A 25,878-nucleotide genomic window follows, 5' to 3' on the forward strand; every position below is an offset into this window, starting at 1 on the left:
GGGAAGGAGGCGCGTCTTCAGCAGTCCTGGAGACAGAATCCGGCGAACCGGTGTTCATGCCGTACACCGAAGTCCGCTTGCCGTCCAAATTTTGGGCGGTGCGGCCGGAAGCCTTCTTGCGGTCTTGTTCCCCTCCGATTGCCGCATCTGCCACGCACCACTGGGCAATTTTTCACGACTCCCTGTCTGTCCCTCCTGCCTGAGTTTGCTCGCCCCCACGGACATCCCACGCTGCCAGAAATGCTCCGACGCGCTCGCCGAGCGTGAGGCCGGCCCGCTTTGCGTTGAGTGCGCCCGCACCGAGCGCCACTTTGAGCGCGCCGTGGCCTATGCCCCCTATGGAGGCGTGCTGCGCGAACTGGTGCACCTGCTGAAGTATCAGCGCGTGCGCCCGGCGGCCGGTGTGCTGGGCCGCCTGACGGCCTCGGCCGCGGTGGCGCTGGCCAATGAGTTTGAAAGCGACGAAGTTCTGCTGATCCCCGTGCCGCTGCACAAGGCACGCTACCACGAGCGCGGCTTTAACCAGGCCGAGCGCATTGCCGAAGAGGCGCGCAGCGGACTGACCGGCGCGCTGGGACGCCGCGTCCGGCTGGAGACGGTTGCGCTCATCCGCCGCCGTCCTACGGAGGCGCAGTTCGGCCTCCGGCTGGATCAGCGCATGGCGCAGATGAAGGGTGCCTTCCGCGTGGCGGCGCCCGAGCGCGTCAAGGATCGCGAAATTCTGCTGGTGGATGACGTGCTCACCACCGGCGCAACGGTTTCCGAGTGCTCGCGCGTGCTGCTGCGCGCAGGCGCCAGAAAGGTGTGCGTGGCCACCGCCGCGCGCGCCATGCAAGTGAACCCAAAGCATGAATCCGAACTCATTCGCAAACCGATGCAAGAGGAACTGACCGCTTCGACGCTGCCGGACAGTGCCGACGCGACGCGGGCGGCCCACAACGGAGCCTGAACATGGAGAGTCACAGAGCGTTTCGCAGTTATCACCAGGCGGGGGGCGACATGGTCTACACCGCCATGCACGCGCCTGTCCTGGTACTGAATGCCTCCTATGAACCGATCAACGTCTGCGCCGCGCGCCGGGCGATTGTGCTGGTGCTGAAGGGCGTCGCCCAGACCGAAGAGATCAACGGGCACTTCCTGCACTCCACCAGGGTGGCCATGCGCGTCCCCAGCGTCATTCGCCTGCTCGAATACCGGCGCATTCCGCACCAGACACGCGCGCTCTCGCGCAAGAACATCCTGCTGCGCGACCGCAACACCTGCCAGTACTGCGGCGTGGTGCTGCCCGCCAGCGAGTTGACGCTGGACCACGTGCTGCCGCGTTCGCGCGGTGGAACCTCAAGCTGGGAAAATCTGGTTGCCTGCTGCCACGAGTGCAACCGGAAGAAGGGCAATGCGTTTACCTGGGAGTGCGGGATGAAGCCCCTGCGCGAGCCCAAGCCCTTCAGTTTGCACACCAGCCGCCACATCATGCGCATGATGGGCCGTTCGGACGCCAAGTGGCGTAAGTACCTGTACTTCTAATCCTCTATTTTGCGGGGCTGCGATCGCAGTCGCAGCCCCGCTCCACTGCGCCTGTCCGGAATCCAGCCAACCTCGTCGAAAGTCACTCGCGCCCGCATGAAATGCGGCCTTGCCGGGTGCTACGATAAAAGCATCATGTCCACGCCATCCAATCCCGCCGCGAGTGCCGCGGCACCGGCCCCGACCGAACCACCCTCGCTGGGGCGTTGGGTGCGGAAGTCGTTATTCGGCACGCTCAAGACGCACGGCCTCTCCACGTTGAAGTACATGACCGAGACCGAGGTGCACACCTACGCTTTCTCGGTGGCGGCCAACGCCATCCTCGCGTTCTTCCCGGCACTGGTGCTGATGGCCACCATCTCGACCAAGGTGCTGCACTCGGACTACATGCGCCGCGCCATGCAGAATCTGATCGTGGCCTATCTGCCGAGCAACCAGAAGTTCATCTACTCGGTGGTCTTCGACAAGGCGTCGAACTTCAAGGTCGGACTGTTTTCCTGCATCATGTTGTTCATCACCTGCACCGGCGTCTTTCTGCCGCTGGAGGTGGCGCTGAACCGCATCTGGCAGAGCAAGAGCGACCGCTCCTACCTGATGAACCAGGTGGTTTCGCTCGGATTGGCGCTCGGCTGCGCCACGCTCATCATGCTCTCCATCATGGGCACGGCCGTGGTGCTGGCCCCGGCCACGCACGTTGCCGGGCTGGTGAACGATCACGTCGGCGCCGGATTTATTGGAAGCCTCATCGGCAACATCAACGGCGGCATCGCCTATATTGCGATGAAAGCCTTTGCGCTCGTGGCGAGCGTGCTCGTGTTCTTCCTCATCTACTGGCTGCTGCCCAACTCCAAGATTCCTCCGATGGCCGTGCTCCCTGCCTCGATCATCACCGGCGTGGTCTTTGAGATTGCGCGGCAGATCTTCGTCTGGTGCCTGCCGCTGCTTGACTTCAAGGAGACTTACGGGCCATTTTCTGTCTCGGTCACGCTCATCTTCTGGTCCTACGTCTGCGGCCTGCTGATGCTGGGCGGCGCACATCTGTCCGCTGTCGGCCAGGTGCCGAAGTCTGCGCCCGCACCTGAGCCGAAGCCAGAGAAGGTCGAAGCCGCCAGCTAGAGAAAGTTCAAATAGAAATGCGAAAGGCGCCGGAGATTCCGGCGCCTTTGCTGTCTTGCGCGAAGTTGAGTCGCGATCTACCGCATCGTGTCCAGCACAATCTTGCCGAAGTGCTGTCCGCTCTCCATGTAAGCCAGTGCTTCCTTGGTCTGGCTCATGCCGAAGACGCGATCGATCTCCGGCTTCACCTTGTGGAAGCCGATGGCGCGATTCATGTCCTCGAACATTGCCACCGAGCCGACATAAATGCCCTGCAGGTGAACGTTGTTGTGCAGGATGGGGCCGATGTTCATCGGCTGCTCAATGCCACTGAGCACCCCGATCAGGCCGACGAATCCGCCGGGACGCACCGCCTTGAGCGAGCGCTGCAAGGTGCCGGCGCCACCCACTTCCACAACGATATCCGCACCCTGCTTGTTGGTGAGCCGGTAGACTTCCTTTTCCCAATCCGGCGTCTGCTTGTAGTTGATCGTCTCGTCGGCGCCGAGCGTGCGGGCGCGGGCCAGCTTGGCGTCGCTGCTGCTGGTGATGATGACGCGTGCGCCGCTCAACTTGGCAAACTGCAGCGCGAAGATTGAAACGCCGCCGGTGCCGAGCAGCACGACCGTGTCACCGGCCTGCACGTGCGCGGAGTTGACCAGAGCATTCCAGGCGGTCAGCGCGGCGCAGGGCAGAGTGGCGGCCTCAAGGTAGTCGAGGTGCGCGGGAATGGCGAGCAAACCGGCTTCGTCGAAGACCTGATAGGTCGTCAGCGTGCCGTCAATGGAGCCGCCGAGCGCGCTGTCACTGCCGGCGCGGGTGAGGCGGCCGTACACCCATTTCTGGAAGAAGTTGGCAACCACGCGGTCGCCGGGCTTGAAGCGTGAGACTCCGTCGCCCACGGCAACCACGTCGCCCGCACCGTCGGAGCCGACAATCAGCGGCTTCTGCACGCGCGGGTTATACAGGCCCTTCACCATCAGCACGTCGCGGTAGTTCAGCGACGCGGCCTTGATGGCGACCAGAACTTGTCCGGGGCCGGGCTGCGGAGTGGGGACTTCATCAACGGTGAGATTTGAGATTCCGAATTCGCCCGAGAGGCGCACGGCATGCGCCGTGGGGGCGAACGCGAGAGAGGAACTCATCTTGTGCGAGGACCTTCTTTCCGTGAAGTGATCTTCTCTAGATTAGATGGTCAAGGGCCCCTTACGGAAGCAAAGATGTGCACACACGGCGCGAAAGGGCGCGCACTTTGGTACGTTCGTGCCATGTCTGTGTGCCATTCACTCCACTAAGCGTGCGCTTGTTTCCACATTGCTGCAAGAAAAATGGGCGCCGCAACCGCAGCGCCCACCGGAAACCTGCAACTGGAAAACCTGGTTCTTCGGCTTGCCAACCGGGTACGTGCGAACTGCTTGTACTCCAGTTGGCGTCGCCTGCTACTTCTTTTCCTTCGCCCACTCATCGCACCACTCGTTCACCGTCTTGTACCAGAGCTGCGAATTCTGCGGCTTCAGTACCCAGTGGCCCTCGTCGGGGAAGTAGAGCATCTTGCTCGGCACGCCGAGCCGCTGCAGAGTGGTGAAGAGCTGGAAGCCCTCGGCCACATCGAGCCGGTAGTCGAGCTGGCCGTGCACCACCAGCGTCGGCGTCTTGAAGTTCTTTGCCGCCGCCGCCGGGCTCCACTTGGCGTAAAGCTCGGGGTTTGTCCACGGCGTGCCCTTGTATTCCCACTCGTTGAACCACAGCTCCTCGGTTTCACCGTAGGCGGAAACGGGGTTGAACATGCCGTCGTGCGAGACGATGCACTTGAAGCGCGTGGTGTGCCCGAGCAGCCAGTTGGCCATGTAGCCGCCGTAGCTGGCGCCGAGCGCGCACTCGCGGTCCTTATCGATATACGTAAATGTCTTCTCCGCGTAGTCGAGGCCCTTCATCAGGTCCTCGAACGGAGCGCCGCCCCAGTTGCCGTTGATGGCGTCGGTGAAGGCCTGTCCATAGCCGGTGGAGCCGTGGAAGTTGACCATCACCACGACGTATCCGTTGGCCGCGAAAAGATTGGGGTTCCAGCGGAACGACCAGTCATCTCCAAAGAAGCCCTGCGGCCCGCCGTGCACCAGGTACTTCACCGGATACTTCTTGCTGGCGTCGAAGTCCGGCGGCTTCACCACGAAGCCCTGCACCTTGTCGCCCTTCGCACCGGTGAACCAGAACGGCTCCGCCGGCTGCATCTGAATCTGCGAGAGCACGGCATCGTTCAGCTTGTTGAGTTCCAGCGCCTGGGCGGCCTTTGCATCGGCTACCGGAAGCTGAATCGAGAAGATTGCGTTCGGGTAACGTACCGAATTTCGCGCGAAGACGATTGTCTTTCCATCGGCAGTCGGCGTCGGCGAATCATTCGTGCCGCGCACGATTAGCTTCGGTGCACCGCCTGTGACGGCCAGTTCATAGATCGGCGCTTCGCCCGCATCGGTGGCTGTGATGTAGAGCGACTTTGAATCCGGCGCCCAGGCCATCGACTCCACCCAGCGGTCAAAGCCCTCGGTCAGGTTGGTGATCTTGCGGCTCGCGCGGTCGATCAGGCGCAGGAGGAAGCGGTCGCTCTCATAGCCGGGGCGGAACTGCGAGCGGATGGCGATCCACTTTCCGTCGGGCGAATACATCGGCGTCGAATCCGAGCCGTGGTTCTCGGCTGTCAGGTTCACCGGCTTCGCCTGCGGATCGGTCAGCGAGAGGATATAGATGTCGCTGTTGGTACTAGTTGCCTCCACCTCGTCCGGGTTGCTGGCGTAGGCAATCTCTTTTCCGTCGGGTGAGAACTGGTACTGGTCCTGTCCGCCGAGCGAGAAGGGCGGCACGTCGCGGTCGCCGGGGGTAAGGTCCTTGCCCGCGCAGGCTGCGTTGCCGGTGCTGGCATCGCATTCGCCCGAAACCAGGAACAGGTGCGAGCGCTTGCCGTCGCTGAAGCGGTTCCAGTGGCGGTAGAACAGCTTCGTAAAGACCTGCGCCTTCACCTTGCTCTTTGCCTTGGCCTCGTCCTTCGCTTTGTTGCAGACGTCATCCGTGCATTCCGGGTAGACGGTGCTGGCGAACAGAATCTGCTTGCCGTCGGGCGACCAGAGCGCGCCGTCGGCTTCGGTGGAGATGCTCGTCACCTGCATCGGCTCGCCGGTCAGCGTGCCCGTGGCGGTGTCAAAGGCCTGCACAAAGATCTGCGACTGACCGTCCTTGGTAGTGCCGGTGTAGAGCACGCGCTTGCCGTCCGGGGCAAAGCGCAGGCGGTCTTCGCCCGCGCCGTTAGTGAGCTGGCGCTCGGCGCCGCCCGCGACGGGCACAATCCACAGGTGAGACTTCCTGGTGTTGGCCTCGAGCGAGACGTCGACCACGCTGAAGGTGACCCACTTTCCGTTGGGCGAAACCGCGAAGTCGCCCACGCGCTTCAGCTTCATCATGTCTTCAAAGGTGAAGGGGCGCTTGGCTTCGGCGGCCAGCGGCAGGGCGAGCGTGAGGACGAGCAATGCGGCAAGAATCAGGCGACAGCGCGAGAGATATCTCATGGCAACTCCGGGTGGAAAAAGAGAGCTTGGCTCCAACCCAGAAGTTTACACGCTGGGGCAAGCCGCGGCCACGGCCGCCGGTTGACGGCTGCCGCGCTGGCGCGTCGAATAGAAAGCAGGTACGAACAGACTTGGGTGCATCGCGCGCAGGCCGGTGGCATCCAACCGGAAGGGCCGACGCAGGCCCAATTTCATACGACAGGTTGAAGGCGATGGCGTCGACATGTAATTCCAATCGACTCGCACCTTGGTTGCTGGGTTGCGCGAGTCTGCTGTTCTGGGTGGCGGGCGTGGTGCTGTATCTCTCTGGCGTGCCGATGGCCGCGCAGGAAGGCCCCCTGCGCGAGGAGCAGCCCAAGGGCATCGCGGTGGAGCAGATCGTCAAGGGCTTCACGCAGAAGGAAGCCGACTTCAAGCGTGCCCGCGAGCAGTACACCTGGCGGCAGGACGTGCGCGTGCAGACCATGGACGGCAACACCCCTACCGGCGAGTACCGCAACGTCTTCGACGTGGTCTTTGACGACAAGGGACGCCGCACCGAGAACATCCTGTTTGCGCCGCAAAACACATTGCGCGAAATCGAGCTGACCAAGGAAGACCTCGACGACTTTGAGAACCACATGCCGTTCACGGTCACGGCCGAGGAACTGCCGCAGTATGACGTGCTTTATGTTGGCCAGCAGAAGGAAGACGAGCTGAATACCTTCGTCTTCGACGTGGCGCCGAAGAAGATCGAGCGTGGCAAGCGCTACTTTCAGGGGCGCATATGGGTCGACGATCATGACCTGCAGATTGTCAAAAGCTTTGGCAAGAGTGTGCCGGACCTGGTGAACGGCAAGCCTGTCACTGAGCTGAGTGAGAAGAAGCGCAAGAGCGTGGAGAACCAGAATCTGTTCCCCAAGTTCACCACCTGGCGCGAGCAGATCGATGGCAAATACTGGTTCCCGACCTACACAAAAGTGGACGATGTGCTGCACTTTGACCTGAACGACGTACACATCAAACAGGTCATCAAGTACACGAATTACAAGCGATTTGAGTCGAAGAGCCGCATCCTCTTCGAGGGCGAAGAGATTAAGAGCGCGCCAGAGGCGACGCCCAAGTCTCCCAAATAATTGACTCAGTGCAATTTGCACGGAGGCCGCACCTTTTGGGTGCGGCTTTTCTCTGTTGGTGCCTTATCACAAAGGTCTGTGCGCTGCGTCGCTTGCATATTCGGTAACTTCTTGCAATCATGCGCTACTTACCTGAATCTGTCGGGTAAGTCTGGCTAGGAGCCAGTCATCAGGTTGATGTTTCAGTCAGCGGTCAGACGTACGAGGAAATCCGGGCTTCCGGGTGTTGTTCCACTGCAAGCGATGGCCAGTGGCGCCATTGCTGCATGGGACAAGATCCGGTAGCCCGAGTTTTTTTGTGGCGGTGGCTCGGGACAGGAGACCAACCCAGGAAATAACTCCGTACGACGGCGGCGGAAACTCATGCCAGCCGCGCGGATCAGCATTCTGGAAAGGAGTTTGTTGTGAGAGAGAAGGGTACTGTGAAGTGGTTCAATGGCGCGAAGGGCTATGGCTTCATTCAGCGCAGCACCGGGGAAGACGTTTTCGTTCATTACTCGGTCATTCAGGAAAACGGCTATCGCACTCTGAATGAGGGCGAAACGGTCGAGTTTGAGTGCGTGAAGGGCCCCAAGGGCCTTCAGGCGCAGAACGTCAGCCGCGGCTAACCCGGATTTGCGGTGGCGCCGTGAGGCCCGCCGGTTCCGAATCCACCCAGTTGGCGCTGATTGCGCCCGCAGACTCCACCCCCCAGCGGTCCGCGTAACTCCCAGATTGAAAGCCCCTCACTGGTGAGGGGCTTTCGTTTTGTTCCAATACAAAATGGTTATGGCCGCAGCACAATTTTGCCGTAGCTGCCCGGCTTGAGCACTTCCTCGTGGGCCTTTGCGGCCTGCTCCAGCGGAAACTCGCGCCCGACGACCGGTTTCAGCTTGCCCCCGGCCAGCAGCTTGCCCAGTGCGGCATAATTCTCGGCCAGTTCCTCGGCGGAGGAGTTGAACAGCACCATGCCGTAGATGACCAGGTCGCGCGCCATGGCGTCGCGCGGATTCACCTCGATGGTGCCACGGTTGCCGATGATGACGATGCGCGCGCCGCGCGCGGCCATCTGCATATCTCGCGCCAGGTTCAGATTGGCCAGCATCTCCAGAATTACATTCGGCCCGTGTCCGCCGGTGAGCGTGGCAAGCTGCTGTGCCATCTCCGGCGAATGGTGATCCAAGACCTGGTCGGCGCCGTTGTCGCGCACCAACTGGCGTCCACGGTCGGTGCTGGCCGTGCCGATCACCTTGGCTCCATGCAGCTTGGCCAATTGCACCGCCGCCAGTCCCACGCCGCCACTGGCTCCATGCACGAAGACGGTCTCCCCGGCCTTGAGGTGAGCCTTTTGGAACAGGGCGCGCCAGGCGGTGGCGAACGGTATGCCGATGGCCGCGCCTTGCGAGTAAGTGAGACTATCCGGCAGCGTATGAACGCGCGCTTCGTCGACCACTGTGCGCTCGGCATAGGTATTGCAGAGTGGCCCGGCAATGTAGACACGGTCCCCGGCCTTGAAGCGCGTCACGCCCGCGCCAACCGCCAGCACATTGCCCGCACCATCCATGCCGGGCGTGTAAGGCAGCGCAGGCTTGACGGCGTAGGTGCCGGTGCGCGTGTAGGTATCCGCAGGGTTCACGCCTGCGGCATGCACTCGGATCAGCACCTGACCGATGCCGGGTGTCGGGTCCGGCACGTCATGCTTGAGCACAAGCTGCTCCGGCCCTCCAAATTCACTTACCTGTATGGCGATCATGGCATCTCCTTCTTTACAAAACTCTCTGGCTGCTCGCGGGCGGCTTTCGCTGAACCAGGTCAGTGGCGCGCAGGCGCTATAGAAACTTCGATGCTCACAACATCCCCATCGGTTCCGCCGCCGGCTTTGTAGTTGATATTGGCGGCAACATCACGCCACGCGCAGTCAAAGCGCTCGGCCCCAATCAGGAGCGTGTTCGGGTAGTTGGCGGCCTTGAAGGTACGCAGAGCACCATTGCCTGAGACCCGCAGCAGCGCCGTGCCATCGGCCGCGCAACTGACGGAGACGATGCGTCCCTTGAAGAACTCAATCTTGCGCGTATCCGGCGGAGCCTCGCTCTTGCGCAACGCTTCGTCGGTATCGGGAATCACGCCCAGCCTGTCATGGGCCTGCGAGTTCGGCTCGGTTCCGCGCTGCTGTTCGGCGGCCAGTTGCTCCCAGAGGCGGCGCTGCTTCTGCTCGTGCCCCACCTGGGCCAACTCCTCGCGAGCCGCGCGTGCAATCGCCGGCTGTGGACTGAATTGCAGCACCGTCAGCAGCCGGCGTGCGCCTTCCAGCGCTTTGCTGGCGGCCATCACGCGTGCCAAAGAGAGCGCAATCTGGTCGTCGCGTGGCGCCAGCTTCCGCGCCGCGCCCAGCTCCTGGAGAGCTTCCGGAAAGTGATCGCCCGATGCCTGGGCAAGCCCGTAGAGCGCATGGGCCGCGGCCAGCGAGGGGTAGCAGCGTATGGCGTTGCCCAACTCGCCGCGCAGCCGCGCCGAGGCGCTCTCCACGCGGATGGTGTCGCGCGCGCCACGATTCAGGTTGATGGCGAAATAGAAGTGCATCAGTGCGTCGTCGGGGTTCAGCTCCAGGGCGCGCCGCACGTGCTCCATCATCAACTCCGGCTGGTTGCCGCGCATGGCCAGCACGGCCAGCGCATGGTGCAGGCGGGCGTTGCGCGGTTCATCCTCCATCACCTGGTGTAGCCGCGCGGCGGCCGGTGCCGGGTCATCCATCATGCTGGCGGCGGCCTCCACCAATGCCGCACGCGCCTCGTTCGCCGCCACCTTTTCGAGCGGAATGCTCTGCGGAAGCGTGCTGGAGGGCAGTGGCAGCGTCATCGCCTTCGGCATCTGCCGCGCAAACTGCTGCAATTCGGCGTCCAGCTCCGCGGGAGAGGAGCCGAAGGACTTTGTGATGGCCTGCTCAACCGTGGCGCCCTGCGTCATGACGAGGCCGAAATAATTGCCCGCGTCATTCATGCGCTGGTTGGCCAGCAGCCAGCGCACCACCGTCCAGCTTTCGGCGGCGAAGTCATTCGCGTCCACGCCCTGCGCGCAGGCACGCAGCTCGCGCATGTTCACCCTTGCGTGTTCTGGGGCCTTGGGCGCGGCGGCGAACAGTTGGGGCACGGGGATCCAGTGCGCCTGCATCGGAAGGTCTGGATGCGGGCCGCCCAGTTGCATCTCCTTCGCGGTGAAACGGGCCGAGCCGATCAGCTCGGCAATGCCGAGGTCGAACCACGGCTGTGTGCGCGGATAGTTGGATTCCAGCAGCCGGTTGGCATAAAGCGCTGACAGTGCGTTCATCGCGCTCGGGGCGGAGGAGTCGGCAACAAGGATGTCCTCATCGCGCTGGAAGCCCCCTGCGGGCATCTCCGGTGTCATCTGCGCCAGCAGCGGTTCAGCCGCATAAGAAGCGGGCCGGGCAAGGATGATGCGCAACGGCCGCGCCAGGTGAGGTGAATCCCGGTGGAGCAATTCGCCGAACAGCTCGCGTACCTGTTCCAGCCGCACCGCCGTTTGCTGCGCTTCGCTCTCGCGCTGGTCGGTGAGCAGCAGCGCACCGGGCGTGCGTGCCTGCCGCCACTCCTGCGCGCACACCATCGCCGGGGTGGCCAGCAATAGCACGGAGATGAGCACGCGCGTGAGTTTCACAGGGGTCCCTTCTCTGCGGCAGATGCTATCACCAAAGCCGCCGCGTGGGCAGGGCGTGAAGATGCGCCTTCCGTGCCCGTGCTTTGAAGCAAAAAGTATTGTCGTGGAGACATGGACAGTTGTGTGTAACGGGTAACGCACCTTCGGTGCTTCTGGCCGCGGGCGCTAAGACGGGTAACGCGGCAAGCCGCTGCCGGCCGCGGGCGCGAGGCGGTAACGCCGCTGCGCGACTGCCGGCCGCAGACGCGGGGGCTAGGGGAGTGCGCGGTGTAACTGCTGGACGAAGAGGCGCGCTTCGGGGGTCAAGCGCAGGAACTGGAAGCCGCACTGGAAGCCGCGGCGGTGGCGCAGGATGGCCGGAAAGTGAAACTCGCGTGGTTCCTGCACGGTCCTGTCGCGGCGCAGCACCGGCGTGCGCAGGCTGATGATGGCGGGCGTTCCCTCTGGCAGTTCGCGCGTCAGCACCACGCCCAATCCGCCGAAGGAGAGGTCGCGGGTGCGTCCGTGAATCTCAATGGGGCCGAAGCGTGCCGCGATGCTCACGCGCACGCGGAAGTCGAAGCGACGGCGTTGCCACATCCGGTTGGCGAACAGATCCTGCTTCATAGGTTCCTCAGACGCCCGCGTGTGGCGGACGGATTCAGAGCTTTTCCAGCTTCGCCAGCGCCCAGCGCGCGTGCCCGGCAACCACCTTATCCGGATGCACGCACAGCTCGCGCAGACGCGGAATGAACCGCTGGTCTCCGCTGTTGCCCATGGCCACGCAGGCGTTGCGCAACAGGCCTGCGAGCCGTGTCCGCTTGATGGGCGAGCCGCGGAAGACCCGCCGGAATTCGTCCTCATTCATACCGGAAATCCACTCCAGCGAGGGATTGACAAGTTCGGCACGCGGCGCAAACTCGGGTGCCGCAGAAGCCGGTGCGCGGCGGTTCCACGGGCAAACGTCCTGGCAAATGTCGCAGCCAAACAGGTGGCGGCCCATCTTCTCGCGCAACTCCTCGGGCAGTGGGCCTCGCTTCTCAATCGTCAGGTAGGAGATGCAGCGGCGGGCATCGAGCGTGCGCGGCGCGGTAAAGGCTTCGGTCGGGCAGGCGTCGAGACAGCGCGTGCAGCTCCCGCAACGGTCGGGCGCGGGCACGGATGGCTCCAGCTCCAGCGAGGTGAGAATAACGCCGAGAAACAGCCACGAACCAAGCTGCTGGTTGATGAGGCAGGCGTTCTTGCCAATCCAGCCAATGCCGGCGTGCAGCGCCAGCACCCGCTCCACCACCGGGCCGGTGTCGACGTAGCACCATGTGCGCGGCGCGGATTGACCGGCGGCCACTGCGGCTTCCGCGATGCGGGCCTCGGCGCGGCGCAGGCGTTCAAGAACCTCGTCGTGGTAATCGCGCGCCGCCCACGCGTAGCGTGAGATCCATCCATGAGCAGGGTCGGTGCAGGCCGTCGAATACGGCTGCGCGCTGTTGTAGTTGATGGCGCAGACCACCACGGACTTCGCCCACGGCGCGGCGTTGGCCAGCGCCGCCCGCTTCAGGTCGCCGTGCTCATTGCGCTTGGCCAGGTAGGCCATCTCGCCGTGGAAGCCGTCAGCAATCCACGCGGGGAAGGCTGCCAACTCGGCCAGCGGTGCAGCCGGGGCAATGCCCGCCAGGTCGAAGCCCTCGGCGCGGGCGGCGTCCAACGCGATTTTTCGCAGCGCATCCACGGTTTGCCTATTATCACCCGGCGGCTTCCGGTCTACACTCTCTCGAAGGAGCCGCCATGATCCGACGCGTGAAGCCGGAAGACGCCGCTGTCATCGTCGCCATCTACAACCCCTTCGTACTGGAAACCACTGTGAGCTTCGAGGAAGCAGCGGTGAGCGCCAAGGAAATGGCCAAGCGCATCCAGAGCATCACCACGCATTATCCGTGGCTGGTCTATGAGAGCGAAGGCAAAGTGGTGGGCTATGCCTATGCCTCGCGCTGGCGCACCCGCGCCGCCTATGACCACACGGTGGAGACCACTATTTATCTGGCGCCCGAAGCGCGCGGACACGGCATTGGCACGCGGCTCTACATGGCGCTGATGGATGAGCTGCGCATACGCGGCTTCCACACGGCCATCGGCGGCATCGCGTTGCCCAACCCGGCGAGCATTGCGCTGCATGAGAAGGTCGGTTTTGCGAAGGTGGCCGAGATGCGTGAAGTCGGCCGCAAGTTCGACCGCTGGGTGGATTTCGGCTTCTGGCAGCGAATGTTGTAATCGACTGCCGCCCCACTGCTCCAATTCATGGCGACTGGAAAGAGGTGTCCACAGCGGACACCTCAGGAACAGAATAGTGTCTGCGCACTGGACACCTCGCTTTTCTGTGTCGTTGTTCGACCCATCGCACAAAACAAAACCCGCCTCGCGGCGGGTTGCATGTCTCTCCGGTCAATTCGGTCCTACTAAATGCCCAGCTTCTTGACGAGGTCGTTGTAATATCCAAGGCGCGGTGAACCCCCGGAAATCCGGCAATTTGTGCCGATCTCCAGAGGACACCATGCAGAAACGGTGCAACAAGTACATGGCCGACTGGCGCGACGCCAGCGGAAAGCGCCACCGCAAAGCCTTCATCAGCGAAGAAGCCGCCGCCGAATTTCAAGACCTCATGCAATCGCGTGCCGAATCTGAGCGCGCAAAAAAAGCACCGGTGCGGAAGAACCTCTCGCCCGCCTTCTCCGCGCCGAAGCCCGCTCGACCAACGGCGGCCAAGCACGCGCAGCCTACGTCGCGGCGCGTGACCTCATCGCGGAAGCGGGCCACAAAACCGCCCGCGAACTCACGCCGCAAGACGTAACCAACATCTGCTCGCGCACGGAGGTGCGCCAGTGGGCACCGCAAACCCGCTACACCTTCGGTCACTCAATGCGTCGGCTACTCCGCAAGCTGGAGGCATTCGGCGCACCAAAGGGCTTGGGGCAGTGGGTGCCCCGCGTGCCAACTCCAGCGGCGCGCACAACCACCGTGCCCCGCGACGCGCTGAATCGAATGCTCGCCCTCGCACCGCCACACCTGCGGCTGCTCTTGCTGCTGTGTCACGACACGGCCCTCCGCGCCAAGACCGCGATGCAGATAAGCGACCAGCACTGGAGCGCAACGGAACGCCAAATCGTCACGCGCACCAAGCACGGCAAGAGCATCGCCGTCGCCGCGTCGAAGCGGCTGGCCGACGAACTCAGCCGCGTACCAGTTGGCGCCGGGCCGTTCGTCTGCCGCGTTGCGGGGCGGTCACTCGGCTACGGCGCACTGCGACGCCAACTCGCCGAACTTGCGGCGAAGGCTGACGTCCACGGCTTCCGCCTCCACGACCTCCGCCGCACGATGGCGGTCAACACCTACGAGGTCACCCGCGACCTGCACGTGGTGCAATCCCTGCTCGGCCACGACAACATCGCGGTCACATTCAAGTACCTCGAGAGCCGCGTTAAAGCCGTCGAACAGGAAACCATCGAAGCCGTGCTCGCGGCCAAGGCGGGCCAGCCATGACCCGCCCAATCACTGGCCCGCGCAAGGTCAAGCCCTACGTCCCGGGGACAAACGTCACCGTCGCACCACTCGACGGAATGACCAAGCTTAGTCAGGTGCTCATCGGCCTAACCGTGCCCGAGGTCATCACTCGCGAGTGGATTGCTCACGCCGCGTGCTCCATCGGCAACGCCCTGCTCGCCATGCCGGAGAAGCACATCGCCACCAACTACTCGAAAGCGCTGTATGCGCTGCAACTGGCCCTGTCGGCCATCGGAGGCACGCCACATGCCAAGGCAAGAGCAACGCGAAGCTCTGCACGATGAACTTGCAACTCTGCGCTGCATCCGCGCCGAGTTGAAGGCACCCCACACCAGCCGCGAGCACGCCGCCCTGCTGCGTGATCGTGCCGTGTGCATGGCGCGCCTGCGCCGCGTGCTCGCTGCGCTCGCACGCCCGGCGCGGCGCACCGTGCGGAGCAAGCACCCATGACCGGCCGCCACTGGTGGGAGGTCACTTTCTACCAAGACCAGACGGCGCGCACCGCCACGCTCTGCGTGCTCGCCGCCGACGCCACCGAGGCCGTCAACCGGGCACGCTCCGCCCTCACGGAGCCACCCCACAATCTGCGTTGGTGCAGCATGGCCGACGCCATCCCACGGAGGAACGAACATGCGTAAGACCAACGCTCCAGTAGCAACCCACGAACCAAGCCCCCAGGTCGGCCCGAGCACTTCCGCCACGGCTCCGGCCGCAGCGCCCGTGCAGTCGTGGCGCGTGCGCCTCTGGAATGACACCGCCTCAGTCGAGGTCACCGTGCCCAACGCCACGGACGAAACCAGCGCAATCCGCAAGGCGCGCATGTCGCTCCGCTACGGCCACGGTGCCACGCTCGGCTGGGTCACCACCGGCAACGCGGAGGCCAAGCCAATGCCCAGCGTGGCAACGGCCGAGCCGCCGCGCAAGCCGCCCACTCCCGCGCGCGAGTGATACACTGGCGCGCAGTTGTGGCCTGCTAGGCTCCCGGCGAGTGGTACAGGGCGACTTGCCGGGGGCCGTGCTGTTGGCTCCGGAGCAACCGGGTAGCACCCGGCGAACGCCACGCCCACGGCAAGCCGGGGCCAGCCGCACAGATTCACTCGCCCACAGCCTCCACGCTTCGCGCCGCTCCTTCGCTTCGCTCGGTCGAATCTCCAGCACGGCATCGCAGCCCGGAACAAATCTCGCAAGGTGGCTCGGCGGCCTTGTCGCACGTCTCCCGCCACTCGCTTCGCTCGCGTCAGTCGCCGTGCCCCGCCTCGCGCTGATTCTGATTGCGGCGCGCCCCGGGCCGGGCATCGCTCCTCGCGTGCCCTCCGGGCACCCCCGCGCTCGTCGCTCTACGTGCCCGGCCTCCCGCCGCGCCCCTCGCGTTGTTTGCGGCGGCTGCGCCTTGCAAGCCAACGCTGCGGGGTTGCCCAGCGGGGCAACCGCCCCCTGCCGGGCCAGCGCCACCGCCTTCTGGAAGACCATCGCGGAGGGCACGAAACCCAACCCCAAAAGCAACCTCACGCCGCCGCCCGCGCCCCTGTGAGGCTCCGGCTCTGGCGCGCTGGCCCTTCGCTCCATGTCCTCCGCGCTGGCTGCGCCAGCCGCCTCCGCTGCGCTGCGGCGGGCCACGCCGTTCGCAGCTTCGCCAGCGGTTTGCCGCTGGCTCCGCGCCAACGGCGGGCCGCTCCCCCTTGACTTCCGCTCCGGGCCACCCCGCCTACGCCTTCGCCTGCGCCTCACGTCCCCGCTGCCCGGCGTCCGGCCATTGTCCGGCGGCGGTCAAGGCTCTCCGCTTCGCTCCGCCCGCTCACGCGGCGCGCTGCGCGCGGCCTTGAGTCGCCGCCCGCTCGCTCCACCATCGCCGGGCAACCAGCCCACGGGGGTTCCGCCATGTCCACCGCGCCAGCCATCGCAACACCCGCCCAATCCGCCTTGTTGCACCTGCGGCAAGCCTACCGCGCACTCTCGCAGGCCCTCGCCCACGCCCCGGCCTCGCAGCACGCCACCCTGCACGCGGCCCGTGCCGCCGTCGCCGCCGCCGGGGGCGGCCTCACCGCCATGCAGCGCCCCACGTAGTGGGGCGCTGCACCCCCACCCCCCTGTTTCCCTCTCGCCATGCCCCCATTTCTCCCAGCAATAGCAAAGGCCCGGCGCTCGCGCACCGGGCCTTCGTGGTGTCCTTGGTGGACACCAAACCGATTTCAAAGTGACATTTCAGTGGACACCACGTGGACACCTGCGTAAACTGCGTCCATCCGAGCGTTCACCGCAAACGACTTAGCTAGATTCCGAGCTTTCGGACGAGGTCGTTGTAATACTTCTTGTAAAGGATGTCCCACTCGGGCGTGCCCTCGGTGATGATGCGGCGCTGGGATTCGATCATCTGGCGGGCGGCCTTGTCGAGTTTCTCTTCGTCGTTCAGCAGGTCTTCCAGGATGGCGCGCAGCATCTGGCGGACGTCGTCGTAAGGCTCCAGAAATTCCACATCCGTCTGCTTGGCCAACATTTCGGTGGTGAGGCTGGCGAGTTTGTTGACTTTATCGCGGCTGAGTCTCATAGCACCGCCTTGTACTTGCGAACCAGTTCGTTCTTCACCTTCTTGAACATCTCGTGGTACTCGGCGCCGGTCTTGCGCATCTCCTCCGAGTACGCCTCAAGGATGACGCGGACTTCCTCGTTGATGCGGTCTTCCATGGTGAGTTCATCGAGCAGGGCAGTGTTGACGCGCTCCACGACAGCAGGCTCGTTCTGCGTGTGAACGTATTTCTTCTCTTCCAAACGCTTGACGATTTGCCGGGCCAGGTAGCCCACGTATTCTTTCGAAAGCAGCATAAGTGCCCTAAATCCGAGTGCGGAAACAACTTAGTTTAACACAGGGAAAGCCTCCGTCTCATCCCCGGCTCCGGTGGCCACGTTCGGAGTATGATGGTGTCCGCCCGTGGCCCCGCAGAGGCGCCGGAAGGCCGCTGCGCAGGCTTTGGACACGGATTCTGCCATGAATGACGATTTGAGCACCCTGCTGGACGACATGACGGCCTTCATCGAAGGCCAGGGAATGAAGCGCTTCCACGGCTACGTGCCGGACGAGATGAGCAGCGTCCTCTGGGAGGGTGGCGATAAGGCCGACGGCTGGAAGGACTTTGTGGAGCTTGCGAAGGCGAGCGGCGCGCCGTTCCTCACCGTAAACTCAGTCACGCTGCTGCGTCCGGACCTCGACTACCTCATCCGCCGCCTGGAGCGCATGAATTATCCGGACGAGGATGACATCGAGGACGCTCGCTGGCTGCGCAGCTACTTGGGCAAGACCGGCAATATACAGCTCGGATTCCCCTATCAGGGCGTCATGTTCCTCTGCGAAACCTCCTGCGAGTGGTACGAGCGCTATCAGCGGCTGCTCGATCAGGCCGATGAATTCCAAGGCATCACCTTCGATGAGTCCGACTTGGACGACGAGCACTGATGGCGCGCTGGCAACCGCGCGAGCCTCGTCTCGCCCTTTCCCACGTTGAATTTGAAACCGCGCGCCTCCGTCTGGCGGAAGAGCTGAAACTCGCGCCTGTGGTGGCCGGTTTGCTTGTTAAGCGCGGCATGGCCGAGCCGGAGACCGCCCGAGCCTTCCTGAACCCCAAGTTTGAAGACCTGCACTCGCCCTACCTGATGCGCGGGATGAAGGAAGCCGTCGAGCGGCTTGAGGCGGCGATTGCGCGCAAGGAGCCGGTGCTCATTTACGGCGACTACGACGTGGATGGCACCATGGCGACCGTCATCCTGAAGACCGCCATTGAATTGCTCGGTGGTGTCTGCGATTTCCACGTGCCGCATCGTCTGCTGGAAGGCTATGGCATGCGCGATGACGTGATTGAGCGCGCGGCCGCCAACGGCGTGCGCCTCATCATCAGCGTCGACACCGGCATACGCGCCTTTACCGAGGCTGAGACCGCCAAGCGCGTTGGCGTGGACCTGATTGTGACCGACCACCACCTGACCGCCGCGCAGGGGCTGCCTGACGCGCTGGCCGTGCTCAATCCGAACGATCCGGCATGCAACTATCCGAGCAAGGGTTTGTGCGGCGCGGGCGTGGCCTTCAAGCTGGCGCAGGCGCTGCTGGAGCGTGCCGGGCGTGAGCGCGCCGTGCCATCGTTCCTGAAGATTGTGGCCATCGCCACTGTCGCGGATTCCGTTCCCTTGCTGAATGAAAATCGCGTCTTTGCCCGTTTGGGTCTGGAGGCCTTGAGCGATCCGCGCAACCCGGGGCTGAAGGCGCTGCTGGCGGTCTCCGAGTTGAACCAGGGGCGCGGGCTTACCGCGACCGAGGTGGCCTTCCGCATTGCTCCGCGCATGAATGCCGCCGGGCGCATGAACGTGGCTCGCGACGTGGTGGAGCTGTTCACGGTGCGCGATACGGCCAAGGCCGCCGAGATCGCCGAGCGCCTGAACCGGCTCAACACCGAGCGGCAGGCCGAGGAAGCACGCATCACCGAGGCCATCAACCACCAGCTCGACGAGGACCCGAAGCTGCGCACCGCGCCGTGCGTCATCGTCAGCGGAGAAGGCTGGCATCGCGGCGTTATCGGTATCTGCGCCTCGCGTGTGGTGGAGCGCACCAACCGTCCGGCGCTGGTGGTCTCCATTGATGGCGACGAGGCGCACGGTTCGGGACGCTCCATCCCGGGCTTCCACCTGCTGAATGCCATTGAAACCAGTGCGGACCTCTTCCTGCGCCACGGCGGACACGCCGCTGCTGTTGGCTTCGCCATGAAGACCGAGTTCTTGCCTGAGGCGCGTCGGCGCATTGTGGAATATGCGCGCGAGCACTTGGCCGGAGCCGACCTGACGCCAACGCTCGAATTCGATGCCGAACTGCCGCTGGAAGAGTTGACGCCCGTCTTCTGGGAGCAGCTTTCTCAGATGGAGCCATTCGGCAACGCCAACCCCGAGCCGGTGTTTGTCGCGCGCGCGGTGGAGACTGCCGGTGAGCCGCGCATCCTGAAGGAGAAGCACCTGAAGCTGCGGCTCAAGCGCACCCCCGAAGCCGGAGCCAACGCGCCTTACACGCGCTTGATTGATGCGCTGGGCTGGCGCATGGCAGAGCGCCTGCAAAAGACTCCGCTGGCAGGCGGCGAGCGGCTCGACGTTGCTTTCCGCGTGGAGCGCAACAACTGGAACGAAGTCGCCGGGCAGTTGCAGCTCGTGTTGCGCGATTTCCGTCCCACCACTCCGTCCGGAAATTAGCGCGCGAAATCCGGGCCGCGAATGGCCGTTGCGTTCCACTGGCCGGAAACGTATGCTTCTGCGCAACATGCAAACAGTGGTGGGGGAGACACAACCCGAGGTGAGCGAAGAGACACCACCGGCGCCCGTGGTTCGCGAGTTGCGCCCAGCCAGCGTGCTGCGTCGCGCTGCCGCACAACTGGTGGACCTTCTGCTGGGCACGGCGCTGACCTTCGTAGTCTCACTGCCGCTGATGTGGCTGATGGAAGCCGTGCATGACGACATTGGACTGGATGAGTTCACGGCGCGCTGGCTCATCGGCATTCTCATCTTCTGCACGTGGCTGGCCTCCGGCCTGATTGTGGAAGCCCTGAAGATGGTGACGCGGCGCGGCGCCACGCCGGGCAAGCGGTTGTTCCGCATTCGCGTGGTAACGGAGAGCGGCGTCCCCATTACCGCTGGCACAGCCCTCACACGCCACGCCACCAAGTTTCTTTCCGCATTTCTGCTGATGAGTGGTTTCGCCGTCTGTTTGTTTGATCCCAAGCGCCGCACGCTGCATGACCGCATGGCCGGTACACGCGTGGTCCAGGAGTGAACCGGCGATGAACTCAGGAGGGAAGCCGTGTCCGCCATTCCGCCAATGAATCCTCCTGGCAGTGTGTGGTGTTTCAACTGTGGCAGCGCCATGCCGCCCGAGGCGCCGGTCTGCGCCAACTGCGGCGCGCGTCAGCCCGCCCGCGCAAGCTCTCAGACGATGCCCACGCTCGCGCCTATTGGATATGCAGGGTTCTGGCTGCGAGCGGTGGCGCTGCTGATCGACGGCCTTGTGCTGGCGGTGGTGCGCTATCCGTTCACGCGGGCGTTGCGGCACAATCTCGCGCAGCCCGGTTTCCATGGCAACGGTTTTGCGATGCTGCCCACGCTGCTTCATTTCGTTCTGATTTCGGCCGTGTTGCAGTGGCTCTATTTTGCGTTGATGGAAAGCTCCAGCCTGCAGGCGAGCGTGGGCAAGATGGTCCTGGGGCTGAAGGTCACCGACCTTGACGGCCAGCGCATCGACTTCCTGCGCGCCACCGGACGCCACTTCGGCAAGTATGTTTCGGCTCTCACGCTCTGTATTGGCTACATGATGGCCGGTTTTACCGAGCGCAAACAGGCGCTGCATGACATGATGGCGGGCACGCTTGTGTGGCGGACGCGGCAGTAAAGTTCCGAAACGCGCCATGCGTTTTGAAATGCCCGTCTGTCTCCGCAAAGCCCGCCCTGCGACCCTGTAGAATAGGGAACGATGGCCACGGTTCAGCGTTTGCGTTTCTGGTTTGCCACGCTCGGGATTCTCACCGTGCTGGTGGTGGCCGGCTTCTATGGGGCGGCCAAGCTGGAACAGCACCGCCGGGCCGGCGAACTGCCGCCCAAGCTCGATGCCGATGTGCAGCAAAGCTCCAACGGCTTCACCTTCTCCAAGAGCGAAGGCGGGCGCACGCTGTTTACCATCCACGCCAACAAGGTGGTGCAGCGCACGCAGGGCAGCAAGGCGTCGCTGAAAGATGTAAACATCATCGTCTACGGGCGCGATTCCAAGCGCTTCGATCAGATTTACGGCAACGATTTTGAGTACGACCCGCAGGCCGGTACGGTGACCGCCGTCGGCGACGTCCACATTGACCTGCAGGGCAACGCGCAGGGCGCGCAGCCCAATGTGAACCAGCCTCCTCAGGAATTGAAGAACCCCATCCACCTGCGCACCAACGGACTGGTCTTCAACCAGAAATCGGGCATTGCGCACACCGATGGTGTGATTGAATTCCGTGTGCCGCAGGCCAGCGGCCGCGCCCACGGCGCCACCTACGATTCCAAGACCAACCAGCTCACGCTTGAGAAGGAAGTGGAACTGACCACCGGCGTGCAGCAGACGCCCTCGAAGCTGGTGGCGATGCACGGACGCATCACCAAGGAGCCGCGCCAGGTGGTGCTTGATAATGCGCGCCTGGAGCAGCCCGACCGCACGCTGACCGCCAGCCGCGTAGAAATTGATCTCAGCGACGAGAATGACGTGCGGGGCATTACCGGCAGCGGCGACGTGCAGGTGACCGAGAGCGGCCCGAACAGCCTGGCCATCCGCGCACCGCGCGCCAACCTTGAGATGGGCGATGGCAACGTGTTGCGCTCGGTGCTCTTCAGCGGCGGGGTGCAGTTCACCGGCCGCGCCAAAGACGCCATTACTGGACACTCGCAGCGGCTCAAGCTCGAAATGGCCGGGGGCAGCCGCCTGGCGCGCGTCGATGTGCTCGATGATGTGCACTTGTGGCAGGCACCGCAGGCCGGAGCGCGCAACGCGCAGAAGGTCGAGATCCAGACCGGCGCACTCGCGCTCAACGTCAAGGACGGCAAGCAGCTTACGACCGGCGACACCGGGGGCCCCGGCACCATCACGCTCAACTCCGTGCAGAACGCCGGTGAGCATACGGTGATCACCGCCGCACGCTTCCATGCCGAGTTCGACGAATCCGGACGCATCTCGCAGCTTCGCGGCGAGCCGGATGCCAAAGTGGTTTCGCACATGCCGGGCAAGCCCGACCGTACCTCCACCAGCCGCACGCTGCTGGCACGCTTTGCTCCCGGCGGCGGACTCAGTGATGTGCTGCAGGAAGGCTCGGTGAATTACTTTGAGCCGTCGGCCAGCGCCAAGGAACTTGGCGGACGCCGTGCCCAGGCTGGTCGCGCGCGCTACTCTCCGGACGACGACACGTTGACCATGACCGGTGCTCCGCGCCTTGTCGATGGCGGCATGACCATTACCGCCGAGAGCATCCGCGTCAATCGCACCAGTGGCGACGCCTTCGCGCAGGGCTCGGTCAAGACCACCTACAGCGAACTGCGGCAGGAGCCCGGCGGCGCTCTGTTGGCCACCGCCGACCCGGTGCACGTCACCTCAAGCGCAGTGAGCGTTCAACGATTGACCGGCATTGCGCGCTACACGGGCGGCGCCCGCCTCTGGCAGGCGGCCAACGCCGTGGAGGCCCCGACCATCGAGTTTGACCGCCAGCATCGCGCGCTCTCGGCGGAAGGCTCGCCCGCCAAGCCCGTTACGAGCGTTTTTGTGCAGGTGGACAAGAAGAACAAAACGAACACCATGGTGGTTTCAGCGGCGCGGTTGACCTACGTGGATTCCACCCGTCGCGCGGTCTACACCGGCGGGGTTCGCGCCCGGGGCAGCGACATGAACATGACGGCGCAACGGGCCGAGGTGCTGCTGCACGCCGCCGGACAGAAGGCGCAGAGCGGCCCCAGCCAGCTTGACCAGATCATTGCGCAGCAGCAGATCGTGATTCAGCAGAGCGACCGCCACGCCACCGGAGACCGGCTGGTGTATACCGCCGCCGATGGGGCGTTCGTGCTCACCGGCGGTCCGCCAACGCTGGTGGACCCCGAGCACGGCACGCTGCGGGGCGACGCGTTGACCTTCTATAGTCGCGATGATAGGGTGGTCGTGGCCGGCGAAGGGACCTCGCGCACGGTGACGCGGGCACGCGTAAACCGCTAGAATAGAAGGGATAGCGAGGCAGGCCAGTCCCGCCCGTTCAGAGCACATGCAGACACTTTCGGTGGAAGAACTCGGCAAGGCCTATCGCGGCCGTCGCGTGGTCAACGGCGTCTCCCTGCACGTTTCGCGCGGAGAAGTTGTCGGCCTGCTTGGCCCGAACGGCGCCGGCAAAACCACCAGTTTCTACATGATTGTCGGCTTGGTGCCGCCCGACTCCGGCGTGGTCCGCGCCGACAAGGAGGACATCACCAATGTCCCCATGTACCTGCGGGCACGCAATTATGGCATCAGCTACCTGCCGCAGGAGGCCTCGGTCTTCCGCAAGCTCACGGTGGAAGAGAACATTCTGGCCGTGCTGGAGACCCAGCCCATCACCTGGCAGGAGCGCCGAACCCGGCTGGAGTCGCTGATCGACCAGCTTGGCCTGGGGCACATCCGCAAGAACCGGGGTTACGCTCTCTCCGGCGGCGAGCGCCGCAGGGTGGAGATTGCCCGCTGTCTGGCCATCAACCCCACCTTTATCCTCCTCGACGAGCCCTTTAGCGGCATCGACCCGATTGCCGTGCTCGACCTGCAGAAGATCATTGGCAACCTGAAGCAGAGCGGCATCGGCATCCTCATCACCGACCACAACGTCCGCGAGACCCTCTCGGTCACCGACCGCGCTTACATCATCAATGAGGGACGCATCTTCCGCACCGGCACGCCCGAACAGCTTGGCAGTGACCCGGAAGTCAAGCGTGTGTACCTCGGCGAGAGCTTTACGCTTCTGTAGCCCAGCCAGTTCGTATCAGTTGCGCAATCTCTGTTTGCTAAGTGTCGGAATTCAGGGCAATAAGTCTACTCTTGCATTTTTCATGCCGTTATCCCGTTCAGAGGACAAAAACCGGGGTAAAATCATGCGTGATGTAAGAATTCATCTGTACTGAACGGTGTCCATGGTCTTACTGCAACCCAGACTGAACCTGAAGGTCGCGCAAAAGCAGATCCTCACTCCTGGCCTCGTGCAAATGGTCAGTGTCCTGGCGTTGAACAAGTTAGAACTCAAGGACATGATCAACGAAGAGCTGGTCGAGAACCCGGTTCTGGATGAGTACATTGACACCGTACCTACCTTGGATGAAGTAGCCGCCCGCGAGGAGCAGCGCGAACGCGAAAGCACCCCCACGGACGAGCCTGAGGCCCCTACTCCCGAAGAGCGCGACCCGTTCGAAGAAATCGACTTTGGATCGTTCTTCCAGGAGTACCTGGACCCCGGCTACCGCAGCGGCGCAGACCTCGAAAACGTCGAAAAACCGTCATTTGAGAACTTTCTGTCGAAACCGACGACCCTGACCGACCACCTGATGTGGCAGTTGGGCGCCATCCATTTGAAGGATGACGTCCGGGCGGCGGCGGAGTTGGTGATCGGCAACCTGGAAGAAGACGGCTACCTGCTGGCGACCGACGAAGAGTTGCTGGAGCAGGCGGCCTGGGACGGCAAGCCCCGGATTCCGATCGATCCCAAGGAAGTGGCAGCCGCCGAGGCCGAACAGGCCAGGATTTCAGCTCCGGAAGCCAATGGCGGCAACGGCGCAGCCTCCCCGGAGACGGTGGTGGCAGCCGAGGCCGTGACATCGCAGACGGCGACGGTCCGCCCCTGCCTGGTGCCCAAGCCGGAGAAGCCCTGCCGGGCGCTGTTTGGCCGGGACGCCCTGCATGAGGCCATCGACCTGGTTCGTAACATGGACCCGGTGGGCGTGGCGTCGCACGACCTGCGTGAGTGCCTGCTGGCCCAGCTCCATTACCTGTTGCAGCAGCACGAGGAGCGCGGCGGCGAGCCGAACTTCCCCGAGATTGCCGAAGACGCCATCAAGGTCGTCAACAAGCATCTGGGGCTGCTCCAGAACAAGCAGATCAAGGAAATTGCCAAGGCCGAAGGCATCACCGTCGAGCACGTCAATGAGGCGGTGACGCTCATCAAGACGCTCGACCCCAAGCCGGGGCTGCGCTACAACAAGTCGGACACGCGGCTGATTGAGCCGGACGTTGCCTTCATCAAACAGGGCGACGAGTACCTGGTCATCATGAACGATGACGACATGCCGCAGCTCCGCCTGAACCCGACTTACAAAAAGCTGCTGGTGCGCGATGCCGCCGAAAAGGACGTGCGCAACTACGTCAAGGAGCGCTACAAGTCCGCCATCCAGCTCATCAAGAACATTGAGCAGCGCAAGCAGACCATCCTTAAGGTCTGCCTGTCGATCATTGCCCGCCAGCGCGACTTCCTCGATCAGGGCATCGACCAGTTGAAGCCGATGATGATCAAGGAAGTGGCCGAGGAGATCGGCGTGCATCCTTCGACCGTCAGCCGCGCCGTGGCCAACAAGTACGTGCATACGCCGCAGGGCGTCTTTGAGCTGCGCTACTTCTTCAGCGAAAGCGTCAACGGCCCGGAGGGCGGCGGCACCTCGCTGCTGATCCTCAAGCGCCGGGTCAAAAAGCTGATCGAAGAAGAGGACCCGACGCGCCCGCTTACCGACGAGCAGATCACCCGCATCCTGCAATCGCAGGGCATCCAGGTGACCCGCCGCACCGTGGCCAAGTACCGCGAGGACATGAAAATCCCCTCCACGCACCAGCGCCGCGTCCGCAATTAGCTGGCGCAGGAGTTCATTCCCGA

General features: G+C 63.6%; 28 protein-coding genes. 20 read left to right on the plus strand and 8 right to left on the minus strand.

The window, feature by feature from the left end:
* The first annotated feature begins 124 nt into the window (after positions 1-124).
* From AC6IZO_RS15600 to AC6IZO_RS15610, 3 genes are all read left to right on the plus strand, one after another.
* Positions 125-949, plus strand: a complete 825-nt coding sequence (locus AC6IZO_RS15600) for a ComF family protein (protein WP_497806258.1) — start codon at positions 125-127, stop codon at positions 947-949.
* A gap of 2 nt (positions 950-951) precedes the next feature.
* Positions 952-1,524 (plus strand): HNH endonuclease, encoded by a 573-nt coding sequence (locus tag AC6IZO_RS15605; RefSeq protein WP_497806260.1) that lies wholly within the window; start codon positions 952-954, stop codon positions 1,522-1,524.
* A gap of 135 nt (positions 1,525-1,659) precedes the next feature.
* Positions 1,660-2,640 carry a YihY/virulence factor BrkB family protein gene (locus tag AC6IZO_RS15610; RefSeq protein WP_497806262.1) on the plus strand — a complete coding sequence of 327 codons (981 nt, stop codon included), beginning with the start codon at positions 1,660-1,662 and terminating at the stop codon, positions 2,638-2,640.
* Positions 2,641-2,717: 77 nt separating this feature from the next.
* Here the strand turns inward: AC6IZO_RS15610 and AC6IZO_RS15615 are convergent, their stop codons facing one another.
* Positions 2,718-3,764 carry a zinc-dependent alcohol dehydrogenase family protein gene (locus AC6IZO_RS15615; RefSeq protein WP_497806264.1) on the minus strand — a complete coding sequence of 349 codons (1,047 nt, stop codon included), beginning with the start codon at positions 3,762-3,764 and terminating at the stop codon, positions 2,718-2,720.
* Between the two features lie 294 nt (positions 3,765-4,058).
* A complete protein-coding gene (locus tag AC6IZO_RS15620) occupies positions 4,059-6,173 on the minus strand; it encodes a S9 family peptidase (protein ID WP_497806266.1) in 2,115 nt (704 codons plus the stop codon).
* Between the two features lie 212 nt (positions 6,174-6,385).
* On the opposite strand from AC6IZO_RS15620, the gene AC6IZO_RS15625 reads away from it, so the two are divergent.
* Positions 6,386-7,288 carry a hypothetical protein gene (locus tag AC6IZO_RS15625; RefSeq protein ID WP_497806268.1) on the plus strand — a complete coding sequence of 301 codons (903 nt, stop codon included), beginning with the start codon at positions 6,386-6,388 and terminating at the stop codon, positions 7,286-7,288.
* Between the two features lie 404 nt (positions 7,289-7,692).
* Entirely contained in the window at positions 7,693-7,896 is a 204-nt protein-coding gene (locus AC6IZO_RS15630; protein WP_497806270.1) for a cold-shock protein, read from the plus strand.
* A gap of 158 nt (positions 7,897-8,054) precedes the next feature.
* Here the strand turns inward: AC6IZO_RS15630 and AC6IZO_RS15635 are convergent, their stop codons facing one another.
* The 4 genes from AC6IZO_RS15635 to queG all read right to left on the minus strand — a co-directional run bounded on the left by AC6IZO_RS15635 (position 8,055) and on the right by queG (position 12,644).
* Positions 8,055-9,020, minus strand: coding sequence for an NADPH:quinone reductase (locus AC6IZO_RS15635; protein ID WP_497806272.1), 966 nt, complete (start codon positions 9,018-9,020; stop codon positions 8,055-8,057).
* Positions 9,021-9,079: 59 nt separating this feature from the next.
* The gene (locus tag AC6IZO_RS15640; protein ID WP_497806274.1) at positions 9,080-10,939 is read right to left on the minus strand and encodes a hypothetical protein; all 1,860 of its coding nucleotides are present in this window, start codon (positions 10,937-10,939) and stop codon (positions 9,080-9,082) included.
* Positions 10,940-11,191: 252 nt separating this feature from the next.
* Entirely contained in the window at positions 11,192-11,545 is a 354-nt protein-coding gene (locus AC6IZO_RS15645) for a PilZ domain-containing protein (protein ID WP_497806276.1), read from the minus strand.
* 34 nt (positions 11,546-11,579) lie between these two features.
* Positions 11,580-12,644 carry a tRNA epoxyqueuosine(34) reductase QueG gene (queG, locus tag AC6IZO_RS15650; protein ID WP_497806278.1) on the minus strand — a complete coding sequence of 355 codons (1,065 nt, stop codon included), beginning with the start codon at positions 12,642-12,644 and terminating at the stop codon, positions 11,580-11,582.
* A 56-nt stretch (positions 12,645-12,700) separates the two neighbouring features.
* On the opposite strand from queG, the gene AC6IZO_RS15655 reads away from it, so the two are divergent.
* From AC6IZO_RS15655 to AC6IZO_RS15690, 8 genes are all read left to right on the plus strand, one after another.
* Entirely contained in the window at positions 12,701-13,183 is a 483-nt protein-coding gene (locus AC6IZO_RS15655) for an arsinothricin resistance N-acetyltransferase ArsN1 family B (protein WP_497806280.1), read from the plus strand.
* Positions 13,184-13,487: 304 nt separating this feature from the next.
* Positions 13,488-13,760 carry a hypothetical protein gene (locus AC6IZO_RS15660; RefSeq protein WP_497806282.1) on the plus strand — a complete coding sequence of 91 codons (273 nt, stop codon included), beginning with the start codon at positions 13,488-13,490 and terminating at the stop codon, positions 13,758-13,760.
* A gap of 191 nt (positions 13,761-13,951) precedes the next feature.
* Positions 13,952-14,449, plus strand: coding sequence for a tyrosine-type recombinase/integrase (locus tag AC6IZO_RS15665; RefSeq protein WP_497806284.1), 498 nt, complete (start codon positions 13,952-13,954; stop codon positions 14,447-14,449).
* Entirely contained in the window at positions 14,446-14,754 is a 309-nt protein-coding gene (locus tag AC6IZO_RS15670) for a hypothetical protein (RefSeq protein ID WP_497806286.1), read from the plus strand. The genes AC6IZO_RS15665 and AC6IZO_RS15670 overlap by 4 nt, the downstream gene beginning before the upstream one ends.
* Positions 14,717-14,920 carry a hypothetical protein gene (locus AC6IZO_RS15675; RefSeq protein ID WP_497806288.1) on the plus strand — a complete coding sequence of 68 codons (204 nt, stop codon included), beginning with the start codon at positions 14,717-14,719 and terminating at the stop codon, positions 14,918-14,920. The genes AC6IZO_RS15670 and AC6IZO_RS15675 overlap by 38 nt, the downstream gene beginning before the upstream one ends.
* Complete coding sequence (locus AC6IZO_RS15680) at positions 14,917-15,108, plus strand: hypothetical protein (RefSeq protein WP_497806290.1); 192 nt, start codon at positions 14,917-14,919, stop codon at positions 15,106-15,108. The genes AC6IZO_RS15675 and AC6IZO_RS15680 overlap by 4 nt, the downstream gene beginning before the upstream one ends.
* Positions 15,101-15,418 (plus strand): hypothetical protein, encoded by a 318-nt coding sequence (locus AC6IZO_RS15685; protein ID WP_497806292.1) that lies wholly within the window; start codon positions 15,101-15,103, stop codon positions 15,416-15,418. Before AC6IZO_RS15680 ends, AC6IZO_RS15685 begins: the two co-directional genes overlap by 8 nt.
* 975 nt (positions 15,419-16,393) lie before the next feature.
* Positions 16,394-16,534 (plus strand): hypothetical protein, encoded by a 141-nt coding sequence (locus tag AC6IZO_RS15690; RefSeq protein WP_497806294.1) that lies wholly within the window; start codon positions 16,394-16,396, stop codon positions 16,532-16,534.
* A gap of 205 nt (positions 16,535-16,739) precedes the next feature.
* Here AC6IZO_RS15690 and AC6IZO_RS15695 read toward each other — a convergent pair whose 3' ends face one another.
* Entirely contained in the window at positions 16,740-17,015 is a 276-nt protein-coding gene (locus AC6IZO_RS15695) for a DUF507 family protein (RefSeq protein WP_497806296.1), read from the minus strand.
* The gene (locus AC6IZO_RS15700) at positions 17,012-17,290 is read right to left on the minus strand and encodes a DUF507 family protein (protein WP_497806298.1); all 279 of its coding nucleotides are present in this window, start codon (positions 17,288-17,290) and stop codon (positions 17,012-17,014) included. Before AC6IZO_RS15700 ends, AC6IZO_RS15695 begins: the two co-directional genes overlap by 4 nt.
* Positions 17,291-17,453: 163 nt before the next feature.
* Between AC6IZO_RS15700 and AC6IZO_RS15705 the strand changes: the two genes are divergently transcribed.
* The 7 genes from AC6IZO_RS15705 to rpoN all read left to right on the plus strand — a co-directional run bounded on the left by AC6IZO_RS15705 (position 17,454) and on the right by rpoN (position 25,855).
* Positions 17,454-17,918 (plus strand): hypothetical protein, encoded by a 465-nt coding sequence (locus AC6IZO_RS15705; RefSeq protein WP_497806300.1) that lies wholly within the window; start codon positions 17,454-17,456, stop codon positions 17,916-17,918.
* Entirely contained in the window at positions 17,918-19,690 is a 1,773-nt protein-coding gene (gene recJ, locus AC6IZO_RS15710) for a single-stranded-DNA-specific exonuclease RecJ (RefSeq protein ID WP_497806302.1), read from the plus strand. The genes AC6IZO_RS15705 and recJ overlap by 1 nt, the downstream gene beginning before the upstream one ends.
* Positions 19,691-19,742: 52 nt before the next feature.
* The gene (locus AC6IZO_RS15715; protein ID WP_497806304.1) at positions 19,743-20,267 is read left to right on the plus strand and encodes an RDD family protein; all 525 of its coding nucleotides are present in this window, start codon (positions 19,743-19,745) and stop codon (positions 20,265-20,267) included.
* A 27-nt stretch (positions 20,268-20,294) separates the two neighbouring features.
* Complete coding sequence (locus AC6IZO_RS15720; protein WP_497806306.1) at positions 20,295-20,879, plus strand: RDD family protein; 585 nt, start codon at positions 20,295-20,297, stop codon at positions 20,877-20,879.
* Between the two features lie 81 nt (positions 20,880-20,960).
* Positions 20,961-23,216 carry an LPS export ABC transporter periplasmic protein LptC gene (gene lptC / locus AC6IZO_RS15725; protein WP_497806307.1) on the plus strand — a complete coding sequence of 752 codons (2,256 nt, stop codon included), beginning with the start codon at positions 20,961-20,963 and terminating at the stop codon, positions 23,214-23,216.
* 46 nt (positions 23,217-23,262) lie between these two features.
* Positions 23,263-23,991, plus strand: a complete 729-nt coding sequence (gene lptB, locus AC6IZO_RS15730) for an LPS export ABC transporter ATP-binding protein (protein WP_497806309.1) — start codon at positions 23,263-23,265, stop codon at positions 23,989-23,991.
* Between the two features lie 163 nt (positions 23,992-24,154).
* Positions 24,155-25,855, plus strand: coding sequence for an RNA polymerase factor sigma-54 (gene rpoN, locus AC6IZO_RS15735; RefSeq protein ID WP_497806311.1), 1,701 nt, complete (start codon positions 24,155-24,157; stop codon positions 25,853-25,855).
* The last annotated feature ends 23 nt before the right edge of the window (positions 25,856-25,878 follow it).

The organism is Oryzophilus luti, from assembly GCF_059726245.1.